Here is a 14,410-nt window from a genome sequence, read left to right as displayed (position 1 = left end):
GCGGGAGCAAGCTCCCTCGCCACGGACGTTGCCAACTTCAACGCTTGCGCAACGCCTCCAACCGCGCCGGCAAGTCTTCCTTGGGAAAACGTTTGTGCAGCGCCAGCAGTTTTTCATCTGCGGCCTTGGTATCCCCCGCCTGCCGCAAACGCAGGATTTCCATCAAGCCTTGCTCCAGCGACGGCAATGCAGTCGGTGCGGATTTGCTCATCTTCGCCGCGGGCTTTTCCGCCAACGATTGCACGGGGCTTACCGGCGCCCGGGCCAGTTCGCCCTGGGGCGCCATGCGGGTGATCGGCGCGGGGGCGGGCATGGCCGGTGGCGGTGCAGCGGCAACCGCGGGCTCTTGTTGGTCGGCGGAAAATTCCATCGACGCGGGCGAGGCCAACTCGTCATGGGGCACAGGCGAGCGCAGCACCAGGCCAATCATCAGTGCTACACCGGCGACCGTGGCAAATGCCATTTGCCAACGCGGTCGCTGACAGGCGTGCAACCAGCGCTGCCACAGGCTCGGCGCAGGCGTCGGGGCTTCACGGCGAGCGGCGGCGAGGATAAAGGCGTCCAGGGAGGCCGGCGGTTCGCCGCTGGCGTGCTGGCGGAAATGCTCGATCAACATCCGGTCGTCGGCATCCGATGTGTGTTTGCGGTCGTTCATGCGGGTACCTCCTCGGCCAGCAGTCGATGCAGCTTCTGCTGGGCGTAACGCAAGCGGCTTTTCACCGTCTCCAGCGGGGCGCCGGTGAGCGCGGCAATCTGAGGCAACTCCAAGTCGCCATGCAGGCGCAGCAGGAAAACCTCCCGCTGATCCTCGGGCAAGGCTTGCAGCGCAGCATCGAGACGCGCCTGGTCACGGCTCAGGCTCAACTGTTGCTCGGGGCTGCTGGTGTCGTCGGGCTGGACGTGGAGTTGCTCGTCGTAGCTGTCGTGCAATGGGTTGTGGACACCGTGTTTGCGCCAATGGTCGATCAAGCGATTGCGGGCAATCTGGAACAACCAGGTACGAAAACTCGCCCGGCCTTGTGGCTGGGTGGTGCTGCGGATCAGGCTGAGCCAGGTTTCCTGGAAAATTTCCTCGGCCAGTTCGGCCTTGTTGCTCAAGGACACAAGAAAACGATAAAGGCCCTGTCGATGCCGTGCATACAGGGCTTCGAAACAAGCCCCGTCGCCGTTGCGGTAGCGAGCCAGCAACGCTTCGTCGCTGGAAGAATCAAGCGCTGCGGACATGTCCGTGTCGAACTCCTTTCGCTGATCAGGGTGCAGGCTTGAGGCTCTGCGCTAGCTCCACCAACTGCACAAACTCGGCACGCAGCCCAAACGGATCATCACCGCGGGCCGAGCGCGCCAGCTGTGCGGTGTCCTTCAGGCTCATCGCGCCAGTGTAGCGTCCATCGCCCTTGAGCTGTTGGGCGAAGGCCGCCACGGCTGCGGAGAAACGCAGGTCGTCGCTGGGGTGTTTTTCGCTTTGGGCGTTGGCGATTGGATGCTCGATCAAGCGACTACTGCCGCCCTCGACCGGCTTGTAGCGTACACGCAACATCGCCAGTTCACCGGACTTGCCGTCCGGCTTCGGCACGTTGCCATAACGCAGTGGTTCCAACCAGCCCGGCTCGCCCTTCGGGACGATTTCGTACAACGCCGTCACCGTGTGCCCAGCACCCATTTCGCCCGCATCGACCTTGTCATTGTTGAAATCCTCGCGTTTCAACGCGCGGTTTTCATAACCCAGCAAACGATATTCGCTGACCTGGGCCGGGTTGAATTCCACCTGCAACTTCACGTCCCGCGCCACCACCGCCAGCGTGGAACTGAGCTGATCCACCAGGACCTTGCGCGCTTCGAGCAGGTTGTCGATGTAGGCGTAGTTACCATCACCAGCGTCAGCCAATTGCTCCATCAAGTGTTCGTTGTAGTTGTCCACACCAAAGCCCAGCGTTGTCAGGGAGACGCCGCTTTTACGCTGGTCGACCGCCATCTGCTTGAGGCTGTCGAAATCGCTGATGCCAACGTTGAAGTCGCCATCGGTCGCCAGGAGGATGCGGTTGATGCCTTTATCGATAAAGCTCTCCCGGGCCATCTGATAAGCCAGCTCGATACCCGAGGCGCCTGCGGTGGAACCACCGGCGTTGAGCTGGTCGATGGCGTTGCGGATCTTCACCTTGTCACGGCCCGAGGTAGGCTTGAGCACCACCCGGGATTCCCCGGCATAAACCACCAGGGAGACCCGATCCTGGTCGCGCAATTGATCCACCAACAGTTTCAGTGTGCTCTTGACCAGCGGCAGGCCTTCGCGGCGGTCCATGGAACCGGAAACGTCCACCAGGAAGACCAGGTTGGCCGGGGCCAGGTCCGCCACGGCGCGGTCACTGGCCTTGATGCCGATGCGCAGCAAGCGGGTGTGGGGATTCCACGGCGATGGGGCCACTTCGGTGATCACGCCGAAGGGTGAACCGGCAGTGGGCAGGGCGTAGCTATACGGAAAATAATTGACCATTTCCTCCAATCGCACCGCACCTTCTGGCGGCAGACTGCCTTGATTGAGGAAACGTCGCACGTTGGCGTAGCTGCCGGTATCGACATCCACGCTAAAGGTCGAGACCGGCGTCTCGGCGACGCTGTGGATCGGGTTGTCTGGCAGTTTTTCGTATTGTTCACGGGACTCGGCGCTATAACCCACAGCGATCGCATCGTTCGCCACGCTTGGGGCAGGCATTGGTGCCGGCTTCATGAGCATGCGCTTGACCGTCGACTGACGCACTTCAGCGATCTCGCCTTGCGGTACGACGCTCGGCGCCACGGACACCGGTTCGGATGGAATGGCCGTCTCACGGGAGGAAGACAACCCACAACCGGCCAACGCCACCAGCAAAGTCACGGCGAAGCCTTGGGCAGCAGGACGCATAAAAAGAAGTGGACGGGACATGGGCTGAACCTCGTGAATGAATGATCCGTTCACAGAGTCAGACGCAGGTCATACGCGGTTCGGGTTAATGACCCAGAGATTTTTTTGCAGCGCCGTGCAGACAGGGCTGGCCGCCTTAAAAGTCGCCAGCCCGATGCCGTGATCGGAGCAATCGCCAGCACGCTACAGCAGGGATTGCTAGCGGGACGGAATGCCCCGCAGGTCGTCGTCGATGAATCCGCTCAAATGACCGGTGTAATAGTCTTCGACATCAGAGTTGCCTCTGTTCGTCAGGGCACCCGCAATGCCTCTCATGGCCTCAAGTTGCCCAACCGCCCCTCTCGGCATCAGCCCCTGGCGGGCCTGGGCAAAGTGCAACACCTCGACATCGGCCTTCTTCACCTTGACCTGATAAGAGAAATCGACACTGGCCAGATACGTACCGTCGGCAACGATATTGCTCATGAAGCCACCTTGGGTATCTTGAATACGGCGCGCATAGACGGCATCGATATCCAACAGATAGTCAGCGGTTTCCTTGCTGGAGGCATAACGATTGCCATCGAGCAGGCGGACGATCAGGTCGGTGTGCAACTTGTCGCGAACTTTTTCGTCGGGCAGAAAGCGTTCGTTTTTGCCGACGACTTCAACGTTGTACGTGTCGATCCAATAGGTGGCGGTCTCGGGGATCGCCACCGGCGCAGGGGAAATGTAGTAATCGGGCTTGGAAGCGCAGCCTGCCATAAGGCAAAGGGCCAGGAAGAGACTGAAGACTCGCATGTTTGAATTCGTCCTTGAGAGGTAGCGGCATAATGGCGGCTGCATTCTACGGGGTTTGAACCCGCGCTCAAGTTGTCTGGCCCAATTTAGCGCGGTTCCGTCTCACTCAAAGCCAATTTCCACCACCGTTTTTCCCGCCCCGCACCCTTCGGCTATCTGGGCAAACGCTTCATTGACTTCCCCCACCAACATGGTTGTACGCCGCGGACATTCGCCAGGGAACGGTCGTACCCCTGCTTGCCGATTATCGGCCCACGGCGCTTCCCATCAATGCCTTGTTCAGCCAGGACCGACGCCGCTCGGCGCGAACCCGTGCTTTTGTGGATTTTCTACGCGAGCGTCTTTGAGAGGCAAACCGTCACAAGCTCACGATTCGCACACCAGCGAGGGCTGGACAGCCTTCGCGTGCCGCCCCGGAAAATACGCCGCAGCGCCGACGCCCACCGCGCCCATCACCACGCAATAGCCCACGCACACCCACGGGCTCCATGGCACCAGCGCGATCAATACCAACGGCGTCATGCTGGCCCATAACGCATAAGCGATGTTGTAGGTAAACGAGATGCCGGACACGCGGATTTTCGGCGGGAACAGGCTGACCATCACCGACGGCACTGCGCCGACCACGCCACAACCCAGGCCGGCGACAGCGTAGGCCAGGCCCAGCCAGGCGCTGCCGCTGATCAGGCTGGCGTAGAGCACGCCGATGCCCAGGGGCAGCAACAGGCTGTAGAGCATGACGGTGCGCCAGGCGCCGATGCGGTCGACGATCAGGCCGGCCAGGACGCAGCCGATGTTCAGGAACACAATGCCGAGGCTGCTCAGCGCGAAGGTGTGGCTGGGGGTCAGGCCGAAGCTTTTCTGCATCACGGTTGGGGTGATGACGACGAATACGACCACGGCGGAAGTCAGCACACAAGTGAGAATCGCAGCGGGCAGCAAGGCGTGGCGATGCTCGCGCAGGACCGTGCGCAGCGGCAGTTCCGCCGCGCCCTTGCGATTGGCTTGCAGCGCCACGAAAATCGGCGTTTCGCTCAGCCAGCGGCGCAACCAGACGCCAATCACGCCGAATACCCCGCCCAACAGGAACGGCAGGCGCCACGCATAGTCGAGGATTTCCGTCGGGGTATAGATCCGCGCCAGTGCCGTGGCGGTCAGGGCGCCGAGCAAGTAGCCAAAGGTCAGGCCCGCCTGGAGAAAGCCCAAGGCATAGCCTCGATGCCGCAGCGGCGCATGTTCAGCAACGAACACCCATGCGCTGGGCACCTCCCCGCCTACCGCCGCGCCTTGCAGGATACGCAGCGCCAACAACAGCAACGGGGCGAAATAACCGATTTGCGCGTAGGTCGGCATCACGCCGATGAGCAGGCAAGGCAACGCCATCATCAGGATGCTCAGGCTGAACACCCGCTTGCGCCCCAGGCGATCGGCGAAGTGCGCCATGAGAATCCCGCCCAAGGGCCGCGCCAGGTAGCCCGTGGCGAAAATCCCGAAGCTTTGCAAAAGGCGCAGCCACTCGGGCATCTCCGGTGGGAAGAACAGCTGGCTGAGGGTCAGGGCGAAGAAAACAAAAATGATGAAATCATAGATTTCCAGCGCACCGCCGAGGGCAGCGAGGCCCAAGGTCTTGTAGTCGGATCGGCTGAATCGCGCGGCTGGCAAATGGGTGGTGGCGGTCATAGGCATGTTTGGAAAAAGTGTAGGAAGACGACGGCTCAGGCAGCGGGATCTTTGTCCACGGGCAGTGTCGACGGTTGGCCTGGCTCGGCGTCTGCGGCCTCGTCAGCAGGCAGGAAATCCTTGCGGCTCTGGGCGATGGCCCGGCGTATCTCATCACCCTTGGTGGGGCAATTCTTGAGGCGGGCGATGCCATCGGTTTTCTGCGTCATCGCCATCCTCCGGCATGAGTGATCAGGGGCCGATAGTGCTCGCTTTTGGCGCTTGATGCCAACTTACGTGACGATTGGAGCTGCTGCGCAGCCCCGCGGGAGCAGGCTCCCTCGCCACGGCGCCGAGACCCGGTCAACGGTGATAGCGGCGTACCACGCTGCTGTTGCGCAGTACATGGCCCTTGAGTTTTTCCATCAGCTGGGCGCGCGTGAGGCCGGCGGGCAGGGCGTCGGGCGGCAGGTCCAGGGCGAATATCTGGATCAGGTAATGGTGGGCGCTGTCACCCACGGGCGGGCAAGGGCCGATGTAACCATGGGTATTCTTGCTGTTGAGGCCGCTCATGCCCTCAAGCGTGGATTTAGTGCCCGCGCCCTCTCGAATCTGCCGGGTACTGGCCTTGATTCCGTAATGGACCCAATGATCGACGCCCTGCCCACGCTGGCCGTCGGGGTCGAGCATGACGATGGCGTAGCTGAGGGTGCCTGGTGGGCCGGCGTTCCAGCTCAATGCCGGGGAAATATTCTTGCCACCGCATTGGTTGGCGTCGCTGGCGGCTGCGGCGGTAAAGAGGCGGTTGTCCGACACGCCGGGAATGCTCAGGGTAAAACGCTCTTCAGCCTGGACAGCCCCTTGTGCACACAGCACGAGGGTGACGGCCGCGAGCCAGGAGGAAAGGAAAGTCAATCGGGTCATACCGGGCACCTTGATGCATTCAGGCCAACGACGGCCTGCGAACTATAGCCGCAGCGCCGCCCCGGTTGCAGTGACAATTACGCTGAACCTCATTCCAATCCGTCGACTCCAACGGGAAACGCCTGCCGGAGAACGACCATGCCCATGCATCAAGTCGCCCGCCTCGCTGATATGCGAGAAGACCGCGGCCTCGAAGTCACCCTCAACGACAAGCCGATCCTGCTATTGCGTGCTGGAGGACAGGTGCGGGCGTTCCAAGGTAAATGCCCTCATGCCGGGGCCCCTTTGGCCAAGGGCGCCGTTTGCCACGGCAGGCTGATCTGCCCCTGGCACAAGGCGGCGTTTCGCGCCGAAGACGGTGCCCTGTGCGAGCCGCCGGCCCTCGACAGCCTGGAGCGCTACCACGTCGAGGTGCGAGGCGATGAAGTCTGGATCGATGACCAGCCACTGCCGGACGAAAAAATCCCCCCAGCCGATGACCCGCGCACTTTCGTCATCATCGGTGCCGGCGCGGCTGGCATCGCGTGCGCGGCAGCGTTGCGCGAGAAGGGTTTTGGCGGCCGGATCGAGCTGATCGACCGTGAGGCCGAGGCAGGCTACGACCGTACTGTATTGAGCAAATATGTGCTGGCTGGCGACATGGCGCCGGACGAAACCCCGTCCCTGCGCGATGAAGATTATTTCACCCAGCAACGCATCGAACGGCGCCATGGCCAAGTGACCGGCCTGGACGCTGACGCGCGCCGAATCCGCCTCGCGGACAATCAAACATTGGCCTACGACGCCTTGCTGATTGCCACTGGCGGCGAGCCGAAGACGCTGGATGTACCTGGTATCGATTTGCCGCAAGTCATGATGCTGCGTTCACTGGCCGACGCAAGGCAGATCTTCGACCGCACCCAACCCGGACAACGAGTGGTCATCATCGGTGACAGCTTCATTGCCATGGAAGTCGCCTCCTCCCTGCGCAAACGCGAACTGAGCGTTACCGTCCTGGCGCGTCACCCGGTGCCGTTCGCGGCGCAGTTCGGCGACAGTGTCGGCAACGCAATCCTGGCTCGGCACCGGGCCAACGGCGTGGTGTATCACTGCGAAGGCGAAGCGGCGCGAATCGAAGGCGCCGGCAAGGTTGAAGCCGTGGTGCTGGATAACGGCCAACGCTTCGCGGCGGACTTGATCATTGTCGGGGTCGGGGTGCGCCCGGCCACGGAGCCTTTCGTCAACCTGCCACGGGAGAAAGATGCGTCATTGCGGGTCGACGATGGCATGCGCGTGACCGATGGCGTCTGGGCCGTGGGCGACATCGCTACGTTTCCCCTCAACGGTCATCCCCGGCGCATCGAGCACTGGCGGCTGGCCCAGCAGCAGGCCCGCATCGCCGCGACGAACATGCTCGGTGGTGAAGAGCATTACCTGGACGTGCCGTTTTTCTGGACGTATCACTTCGGCAAACGCTACGACTATCTGGGCCATGCCGAAGAATGGGACGAAGTGCAATTCAAGGGCACGCCCGAGCATCCGCCCTTTATCGCGTTACTCGGCAAGGACGGTCTCGTCGCGGCGGTCGTGGCCTGCGATGAAGGCCGGGCAATGGCGGCGCTGGCACAGCGCATGAAACAACCGCTGCCCGTGGACGAGGCTTGGCGGTTGGTCCGGGATTTTTCATCGTAGAGCGTTTCCCGACGCTGATCTTCCTACACGGAATGATCAGCCCGCAGATGAATAACCTGCGGGCGCTCCAGGGGCGCCAAGGGCGGCGGCTGCAAGTCCGGGCTCAGCAGATGGAAATGCGGCACCACGTGACTGATGTCGCCCTCCTGGTTGTTATGGATGATCTTCGAACCCGGCTGGCGCAGCGTTTCCAGACGTTCGTCAGTCAACTTGAAACTGGCGCTCAGGCCCTGATCGTCCACCGCAGGCCTGGGCAGCCTGCGCTGGGCAAAGCTGCGGCTTTTGCGCTGCTGATAGCGCGCCCAGGTGATCAGGATGATTGCGTTGACCAATGCGATCCAGCCGTAGATCTGCAGCGTACCCAAGGTGTCGAACAACGAACCGCCCAGGCGCGGGCCGGCGTGGCTGTCGAACAACGGCCACAGCCCGTTCACCAGCAGGTATAACAGCCCGACCCAGGCCAGTACGGTAAAGAGCACATCGATGATCACCAGAAAAGGCCGCTGGCGGGTCCTGATAATTTTCATCGGATCACTTCCTCTTCTTCGTCATCGAACGGTTTGATTCCGCGATCCGGACTGATCCAGCGCGCACGTTTCTGGTGCTGACCGAACAGCACCTTGGGGAAACTCACCAGCGTGGTGAACAGGCTGATCAGCCAGAACACCAGCGGGTACCAGACCACCCAGAACATGGTGTGCCACAAGCCTTTTTCGTAGCGACGATCGATCAGGATGCTCACTGCGAACTGCATCAGGCACACCATGGCCAGCAACAGGCCGGTGAAGGCCGGTGGCATGAGATGGTCGACGGCGATAGCCGCTGGCATCTCGACGAATTTGCCGGCGCCCCAGAAGATCACCGACAACAGGAAGGTGAACGCCCAGCCGGTGGACAGGCAGTATTCGAACAGCAGCGGCCACAGGTAGCGATGGCGGTATTGCCAGATGCCACGGATGTTCTTGAAAAGCACCTCGGCGCCACCCTGGGCCCAGCGCAAGCGTTGCCGCCAGAGGCCGCGCAGGGTTTCCGGCATGAGGATCCAGCACAAGGCGCGGGGCTCGTAGAAGATGCTCCAGTGGTCCAGTTGCAGCTTCCAACTGATGTCGATGTCTTCGGTGATCATGTCCGGGCTCCAATAGCCGACCCGGTGCAGTGCCGTGCGCCGGAACGCGACGATCACGCCGGACACGGTAAAGATCCGCCCGAAAACCCGCTGGGTGCGCTTGATCAAACCGATGATCGAGGAAAACTCGCCGACCTGGACCCGGCCCACCAACGTAGAACGGGTGCGGATGCGCGGGTTGCCGGTCACCGCGCCAAGACGGGCGTTGTCCAGCATCGGCGCCACGAGGTAGGCACAGGTATTCGGCGCCAGCAGCGCGTCACCGTCGATGCACACCAGGTATTCGCTGCGCGCGGCGATGGCGCCCATGCGCAGGGCCACGGCCTTGCCCTGGTTTTCCGCCAGGTGCAGCACGCGCAAGCGCGGGTCTTCAACGGCCAGGCGATCAAGCACCTCGGCGGTGTTGTCCTTGGAACCGTCGTTGATGGCGATGACTTCGATGTTCGGGTAATGCTGGCCCAGCGCGGCGTGGATCGTGTCGGCAACGTTGTCGCCTTCGTTGAAGCACGGGATCAGGATGCTGATCAGCGGCTCGCCGGCCAGGGGCGGCGGCAACGTGTCGTCCTTCCACGGCCAGTGGCGTTCCCAGTGCAGCCAGAAATACAGGCCACCGGCGATCCAAAGGCCGGACATGAACAGCGGATAGAAGAACACGAAGTCCATCAGGAATTGCCCGGTGACCAGGAAGATCAGGCCCAGGGGTACCCCAAGGACAATCGCCAGCACCAGCACGGCGAGCAGTCTGTCGAGCATGTCAACGATTCCATTTGTTGGAGAGCGCAGGCCGCACGGCTTTCACGGCGGGCTGGTCTTCGATGAAGTTGTCCGGGTAATAGCCGAAACTGGTCACGCCCTGACGCTTGAGACGCCCCATCCAGTCGGCCAATTGTTCGCCCTCGATGTCCGCCACCGGCTTGCTGTGCCAGTCGCGGGCCTGCAGTTCGAATACCGTGCGCTTGAGCGCACCAGGGCGAGCCTTGATGGTTTCCACCAGCCGTTCGAGCCAGGGGCCCGATTGTTCGCGGGTCTGTTTTTCCATCAGCGGCATAGCCATCGGCGCCGTCCAATCGTAGGCACCGAGGAAGTCGTCGAGATTTTGGGCGAACCAGGCTTCGCTTTGCGGGTTGAGCATCGGCTCGGCAAAGATATTGCGCGCGGTGCGGACTTCCGGGCCTCGAATCGCGCGGACCTTGGCCGTGAGTTCGGCGGTGAAATCAATCAGGTAGCGGCTCTTGAAACGGGTCCAGCGCTGCATGGCCGCCGGGTCATCGCGCAGGGCGGCGATGGAGGTTGGCAAGCCGTTGGCGGCATAGATTTTCATTGCGGCGGGGCTGGCGTCCTCGAAGTCGGAGAACACCGCGTCGTCATGGTAGAGGACGCCGTCCACCGAGCTCATCCGCGCCAGGTCTTCGTAGATCTCACCGATGATCCGGCGCACGCTCGGGTCGAAAGGCGACAGGCGAACGTACTGATCCGGGGCTACGCCGGTCTTGCCGGTCTCCGGATCCCAACGCTGTACGCGTGGCAACTTGGGGTCCAGGGCAAAACTGAGCACCGGCATCCAGGCATACACCTTGACGCTGGCTCGGGTACGCAGTTGCCATGCAACACGGTCGAACAGATCGGCGCGCACCGGCAGGTGACGGTTAGGAAAGTACAGCGAGTGGACCAGGCCATCACCTTTCGGGTCGGCGAACGCTTGCAGGAACACCGTGTTGGCGCCCAGGTCGTAAATGCGCTGGACCAGTTTGCCGACGTTGGCCTCCTGCTGCACCGGATCAGGGTCGTAGACGTAATCCAGGTCGACGTGGACCACTCGCATCGGGTCCATGGTTTGCACGGACACGACGCTTTCGGCGAAATGAGCGCCATCCGGATCCGAGGCCACAAGAAAGCGCGGGCCGCTCATCAAGTTGTCGAGGCTGTCGAGGCCATCCTCCAGGGTCAGGGCCATCTGGTAGCCCTCGCTGCCGATCACCTGCAACGCGGTGCCATCCGCCTCCCCGTATGGCCAGACCCAGATGCGCGGGCTGTAGCCGGCGACGCTGCGGATCTTCTCGGAAATGGCCGCCACATCCTTGCGCAAACGCGCCTGGAAATCCGCCTCGGTCTCATAACGACCGGTGGCCGGATCGTAGCGTCGGGTGGTCGCCGCCGGCTGTTGGTTGCCTTGCGGGTTGGCGAGTACGCCTTTGTGATTGGCATCGGTATGGGCGGCGATTTCCACCAGGCCCGATTTCGAAACCTCGCGAACCTGCTCCCAGGTCAGGAACTCGGAGCGTTTGCGTGGCACGCCGGCGAAATCCACCGTCTGGTTCATCGGCGTGTCGACCCAACTGCCAACCGGGGCGAGGATCGCCGGCCAGTTGTAGGCGCGCAGGATCGGCATGACGCGCGTATAAAAGCTTGAGTAGCCGTCATCGAAACTCAGCAGCACCGCGCGCGGCGGCAGTTCCGGGCCGCCGTTGCGGGCCGCGATGATCTGGTCGACCGTGACTGGCTGATAGCTGTTCTCCCGCAGCCAGGCCAGTTGTTCGACCAGGCGTTCCGTACGCACGGCGACCAAGGCCTGGTCAGGGTCGCGGTCCTCGACATCGTGGTAGGCGATGCCGAGCACGTGGTTCTTCGGCCACGGGGCATCGTTGGCCGCCACGGGCCGTTGCGAAGGTGGCGCGAACGCCGGGGCCTGCTGGGCACAAGCACTGATCAGCAAGACTCCCAGCAGAAGGATGAAGCGCGACATGACGGGCATTTTCAAACTCTTCTAGAAGCGGTAAGTGAGGTCGACAAGCAGGCGCAGATCGCTTTCACGATCGCCGTCGTAAGGGCGGTTGAGCCAGCTCAGCGCGGCCCCTGCTTCGAGCACATCGTTCCAGAGCAGACGCTGGCCGTAGCCGACCAGCCCCATGGCACCGGTGCTGTAGTCACGCTGGCTATAAGTGCCGGCCCCGACCTGGAATTGTTGGCTCCAAGTGGTTTCATAGCGGCGGTACAGCACATGGTTGGCGCTCACGGTCGGCATGACGCTGAAGTCCGACTTCGGATTGAAGTACGGCACTTCATCGGAACCGCTGTTGCGACTGGCACCGACTTCCAGGCCCAGCTCTACTTGCAGCCTCGGGGCGCTGTAGATGCCCTCGCGGCCGGTCAGCAAGGTCTCGAGGCGATTGTTGCCGTCGCTGAAATGAGACGGGCTCACCGCCAGCCGCCATTCGCGACTTTCATTGGCGCGCCAGCGAACGAAACCGCTCCCCCCATTGGCGCGAATACCGCTGTTGAGGGCCCGCAACGGCGTATTGGCCGAGAGGTAATCCAGGCTGCCGCCGTACTGCCAGTGATCGTTGATGTCCCGGGCTACGGCCACGCGAGCGCCTTGTTTGTCACCGGAACCGTACGAGTGGTTGGAGACTTCCGCCTCCAGGGTCATGTCTCGGGTGCGCCGCTCTACCCCCAGGCGCTGCCAGCGGTGATGGCCGGTGCCTTCTTCGAAGTCGCCAGTGGCGTAGCCGGCACCGCCGAACAGGCGCCAGTCTTCGTCGATGGGAGGGCTGTATAGCAGCGTTTCGATACCGAAATCCCGACTGCCCGTCACCGCGCCGGCATCGCCGTTGCCACCGCCGTAGCTTTTGCCGGTATAGGCTTCGATGCGCAATTCGGCCATGTCATGGACCTCCCGCTGGCGTTGCAGGCGTTTGACATGGGCGTTCTCCGGATAACGTGCAACTACGTCATCGGTGAGCGCATCCATCTGCCGCCACTCCTGCAGATCCATCGCCGCCCGGGCCTGGGCAATCTCCAGGTCGCGATTGCGCGGTGTCGTGGCCTCGACTTCCTTGAGCAGGTTTTCCGAGCGCCGCGGCCAGTCGCGGGCCTGGTACAGGTCGGCCTGGGCCAGACGCAAGCCAATGTTACCGGGCCCCTCGTAAACGAGACTTTCCAGGCGCCCTTCCGCGGAGGGCAGGTCGGCGCCATAAGTGCCCGCTTGCGCGGCAAGCATCTGCGCGTCCATCCATTCATCGTTGGGGTTACCGATTGGCAGGCCCTTGAGTTCCACCCGAGCCGGCTGCGCTTTTGCCACATCTTCGGCAAGCGCGCGCGCCTCTTCGGATTTTTCGCTTTCCAGCAAGGCGTAGTAGAGCGCGGTACTGTCTTCGAAGCGGTCCGCAGCGTCGGCATCTGGCGCGGTCAGTACGCGGCGGTACAGCTCGACGGCGATTTCCGGTTCACGTTGCTCCAGATAGGAAGAGGCCACCCACCGCAGGGCGTACGTTGGAATGCTGATCCCTTCAGCGACCAGCTTCTGGTATTCGGCAATCACCTCTGCCCGACGAGCGCGTGCGTTGAGCGCACCCATGCGATCGATACGCCACCGCAGCACGTCCTCATGGGCCTCTGCCACTGGCGTCCAGGTGGCGAGCAACGTGTCGTAATCGGCCAACGCGCGGTCAGCGATGACAAAACGGTCCTTTTCGCTGCGGCTGGCCATATCCGCCAGGCGCACCCGTTCGGCCGCCACATCGCCTTCGAGCCGGCGCTGCACACCGCGGTCGATCAGCCCAGGCTGAAGACGGGCCATGCGCAACGCCGGCTCAGGCAACCTGGCGCGCTGCAAGGCGTAGATGTATTCGCGTGCGACCTCAGGCTTGTTACTCCCCGCACGGATGAAGGCTTGATCGTATTCGAACAGCGCTTCGTAGGGACTGTCAGCGCGCGTCAGGGCATAGCCCAGCGCCAGCCGGCGCATCGGATCATCAGGCTTGGCGGCAACCAGGGCCTTGGCACGGCTGACGGCTTCATCGGGCTTGCCGGCATCAGCCTGGGTCAAGGCCAGGCCCAGTTGCAGGTCGGCATTTCGCGGATCGATGGCCAAGGCCCGGCGATACAACTCGATCGCCGGATCCCAACGCTTCAGGTTGCGATAGGCCCGGGCCGCCGCGGTCAGTGCCTGGACCGGCAAGTCGCGGTAACGACCTTGGGTTTCGTAGACGTTTACCACTTCGGCATCGAGACCGGCCCAACTGGCGATTTGCAGGTGATCGCTGATTTGCGCGGTACTGGCTTGCTCGGTCGGCACTTGGCGCAATGCAGTCAGCGCGGGCGCGTAATGGCCCGAGCGGGCATCAAGCACCATCTGGTCATAGGCAGGATCGGCAAGCGCCGCTACCGGCCAGCAGAGTTGGCTGCACAGCGCGACGCGAAACAACGGGCGCAAACCGAATTGAATAAGAGGACCCACAGTACGCGGCATTCGTCAGCATCCTTACATGGCCAGCCGGGTCGCAGTGCCCCCTTGCCCATCAAACAGGAGGCCGGATCAAAGGAACCCAGCCAAGCTCTAACGGGCTTAGTCT

At 62.4% G+C, this 14,410-nt stretch carries 12 protein-coding genes and 1 pseudogene; 2 read left to right on the top strand and 11 right to left on the bottom strand.

Annotation, left to right across the window (positions count from 1 at the left end; genetic code table 11):
• Positions 1-37: 37 nt before the first annotated feature.
• The 4 genes from J3P79_RS01000 to J3P79_RS00985 all read right to left on the bottom strand — a co-directional run bounded on the left by J3P79_RS01000 (position 38) and on the right by J3P79_RS00985 (position 3,679).
• Entirely contained in the window at positions 38-655 is a 618-nt protein-coding gene (locus J3P79_RS01000) for a hypothetical protein (protein WP_434607447.1), read from the bottom strand.
• Entirely contained in the window at positions 652-1,224 is a 573-nt protein-coding gene (locus tag J3P79_RS00995) for an RNA polymerase sigma factor (RefSeq protein WP_434607446.1), read from the bottom strand. Before J3P79_RS00995 ends, J3P79_RS01000 begins: the two co-directional genes overlap by 4 nt.
• Before the next feature lie 25 nt (positions 1,225-1,249).
• Complete coding sequence (locus J3P79_RS00990; RefSeq protein WP_434607445.1) at positions 1,250-2,920, bottom strand: vWA domain-containing protein; 1,671 nt, start codon at positions 2,918-2,920, stop codon at positions 1,250-1,252.
• 177 nt (positions 2,921-3,097) lie between these two features.
• On the bottom strand, positions 3,098-3,679 hold the full coding sequence (locus J3P79_RS00985) for a hypothetical protein (protein ID WP_434607444.1): 582 nt from the start codon (positions 3,677-3,679) through the stop codon (positions 3,098-3,100).
• Between the two features lie 185 nt (positions 3,680-3,864).
• On the opposite strand from J3P79_RS00985, the pseudogene J3P79_RS00980 reads away from it, so the two are divergent.
• A pseudogene (locus J3P79_RS00980) lies at positions 3,865-4,026 on the top strand (LysR substrate-binding domain-containing protein); the annotation flags it as partial.
• Between the two features lie 19 nt (positions 4,027-4,045).
• Here the strand turns inward: J3P79_RS00980 and J3P79_RS00975 are convergent.
• The 3 genes from J3P79_RS00975 to J3P79_RS00965 all read right to left on the bottom strand — a co-directional run bounded on the left by J3P79_RS00975 (position 4,046) and on the right by J3P79_RS00965 (position 6,262).
• Positions 4,046-5,359, bottom strand: coding sequence for an MFS transporter (locus tag J3P79_RS00975; protein ID WP_434607443.1), 1,314 nt, complete (start codon positions 5,357-5,359; stop codon positions 4,046-4,048).
• Positions 5,360-5,394: 35 nt separating this feature from the next.
• A complete protein-coding gene (locus J3P79_RS00970; RefSeq protein ID WP_434607441.1) occupies positions 5,395-5,568 on the bottom strand; it encodes a hypothetical protein in 174 nt (57 codons plus the stop codon).
• Positions 5,569-5,701: 133 nt separating this feature from the next.
• Entirely contained in the window at positions 5,702-6,262 is a 561-nt protein-coding gene (locus J3P79_RS00965) for a YbhB/YbcL family Raf kinase inhibitor-like protein (protein WP_434607439.1), read from the bottom strand.
• Between the two features lie 138 nt (positions 6,263-6,400).
• On the opposite strand from J3P79_RS00965, the gene J3P79_RS00960 reads away from it, so the two are divergent.
• Positions 6,401-7,933 (top strand): FAD-dependent oxidoreductase, encoded by a 1,533-nt coding sequence (locus J3P79_RS00960; RefSeq protein ID WP_434607437.1) that lies wholly within the window; start codon positions 6,401-6,403, stop codon positions 7,931-7,933.
• A 23-nt stretch (positions 7,934-7,956) separates the two neighbouring features.
• Here J3P79_RS00960 and pgaD read toward each other — a convergent pair whose 3' ends face one another.
• From pgaD to pgaA, 4 genes are read right to left on the bottom strand one after another with little or no spacing between them, the layout of a single operon-like run.
• Positions 7,957-8,460, bottom strand: a complete 504-nt coding sequence (pgaD, locus tag J3P79_RS00955) for a poly-beta-1,6-N-acetyl-D-glucosamine biosynthesis protein PgaD (protein ID WP_434607435.1) — start codon at positions 8,458-8,460, stop codon at positions 7,957-7,959.
• A complete protein-coding gene (gene pgaC / locus J3P79_RS00950) occupies positions 8,457-9,812 on the bottom strand; it encodes a poly-beta-1,6-N-acetyl-D-glucosamine synthase (RefSeq protein WP_434607433.1) in 1,356 nt (451 codons plus the stop codon). The genes pgaD and pgaC overlap by 4 nt, the downstream gene beginning before the upstream one ends.
• A gap of 1 nt (position 9,813) precedes the next feature.
• A complete protein-coding gene (gene pgaB / locus J3P79_RS00945; RefSeq protein WP_434607431.1) occupies positions 9,814-11,811 on the bottom strand; it encodes a poly-beta-1,6-N-acetyl-D-glucosamine N-deacetylase PgaB in 1,998 nt (665 codons plus the stop codon).
• A gap of 12 nt (positions 11,812-11,823) precedes the next feature.
• Complete coding sequence (pgaA, locus tag J3P79_RS00940; RefSeq protein ID WP_434607429.1) at positions 11,824-14,307, bottom strand: poly-beta-1,6 N-acetyl-D-glucosamine export porin PgaA; 2,484 nt, start codon at positions 14,305-14,307, stop codon at positions 11,824-11,826.
• Positions 14,308-14,410 lie beyond the last annotated feature (103 nt).

The sequence above is a fragment of the Pseudomonas sp. R1-7 genome (assembly GCF_051132105.1).
Lineage (GTDB): Bacteria > Pseudomonadota > Gammaproteobacteria > Pseudomonadales > Pseudomonadaceae > Aquipseudomonas.
This window is presented reverse-complemented; position numbering and strand designations above follow the sequence as displayed.

Bases quoted from the DNA above. Each gene is read 5' to 3' on its own strand.
- J3P79_RS01000 (WP_434607447.1), bottom strand. From the start codon at position 655: ATGAACGACCGCAAACACACATCGGATGCCGACGACCGGATGTTGATC.
- J3P79_RS00995 (WP_434607446.1), bottom strand. From the start codon at position 1,224: ATGTCCGCAGCGCTTGATTCTTCCAGCGACGAAGCGTTGCTGGCTCGC.
- J3P79_RS00990 (WP_434607445.1), bottom strand. From the start codon at position 2,920: ATGTCCCGTCCACTTCTTTTTATGCGTCCTGCTGCCCAAGGCTTCGCC.
- J3P79_RS00985 (WP_434607444.1), bottom strand. From the start codon at position 3,679: ATGCGAGTCTTCAGTCTCTTCCTGGCCCTTTGCCTTATGGCAGGCTGC.
- J3P79_RS00975 (WP_434607443.1), bottom strand. From the start codon at position 5,359: ATGACCGCCACCACCCATTTGCCAGCCGCGCGATTCAGCCGATCCGAC.
- J3P79_RS00970 (WP_434607441.1), bottom strand. From the start codon at position 5,568: ATGACGCAGAAAACCGATGGCATCGCCCGCCTCAAGAATTGCCCCACC.
- J3P79_RS00965 (WP_434607439.1), bottom strand. From the start codon at position 6,262: ATGACCCGATTGACTTTCCTTTCCTCCTGGCTCGCGGCCGTCACCCTC.
- J3P79_RS00960 (WP_434607437.1), top strand. From the start codon at position 6,401: ATGCCCATGCATCAAGTCGCCCGCCTCGCTGATATGCGAGAAGACCGC.
- pgaD (WP_434607435.1), bottom strand. From the start codon at position 8,460: ATGAAAATTATCAGGACCCGCCAGCGGCCTTTTCTGGTGATCATCGAT.
- pgaC (WP_434607433.1), bottom strand. From the start codon at position 9,812: ATGCTCGACAGACTGCTCGCCGTGCTGGTGCTGGCGATTGTCCTTGGG.
- pgaB (WP_434607431.1), bottom strand. From the start codon at position 11,811: ATGCCCGTCATGTCGCGCTTCATCCTTCTGCTGGGAGTCTTGCTGATC.
- pgaA (WP_434607429.1), bottom strand. From the start codon at position 14,307: ATGCCGCGTACTGTGGGTCCTCTTATTCAATTCGGTTTGCGCCCGTTG.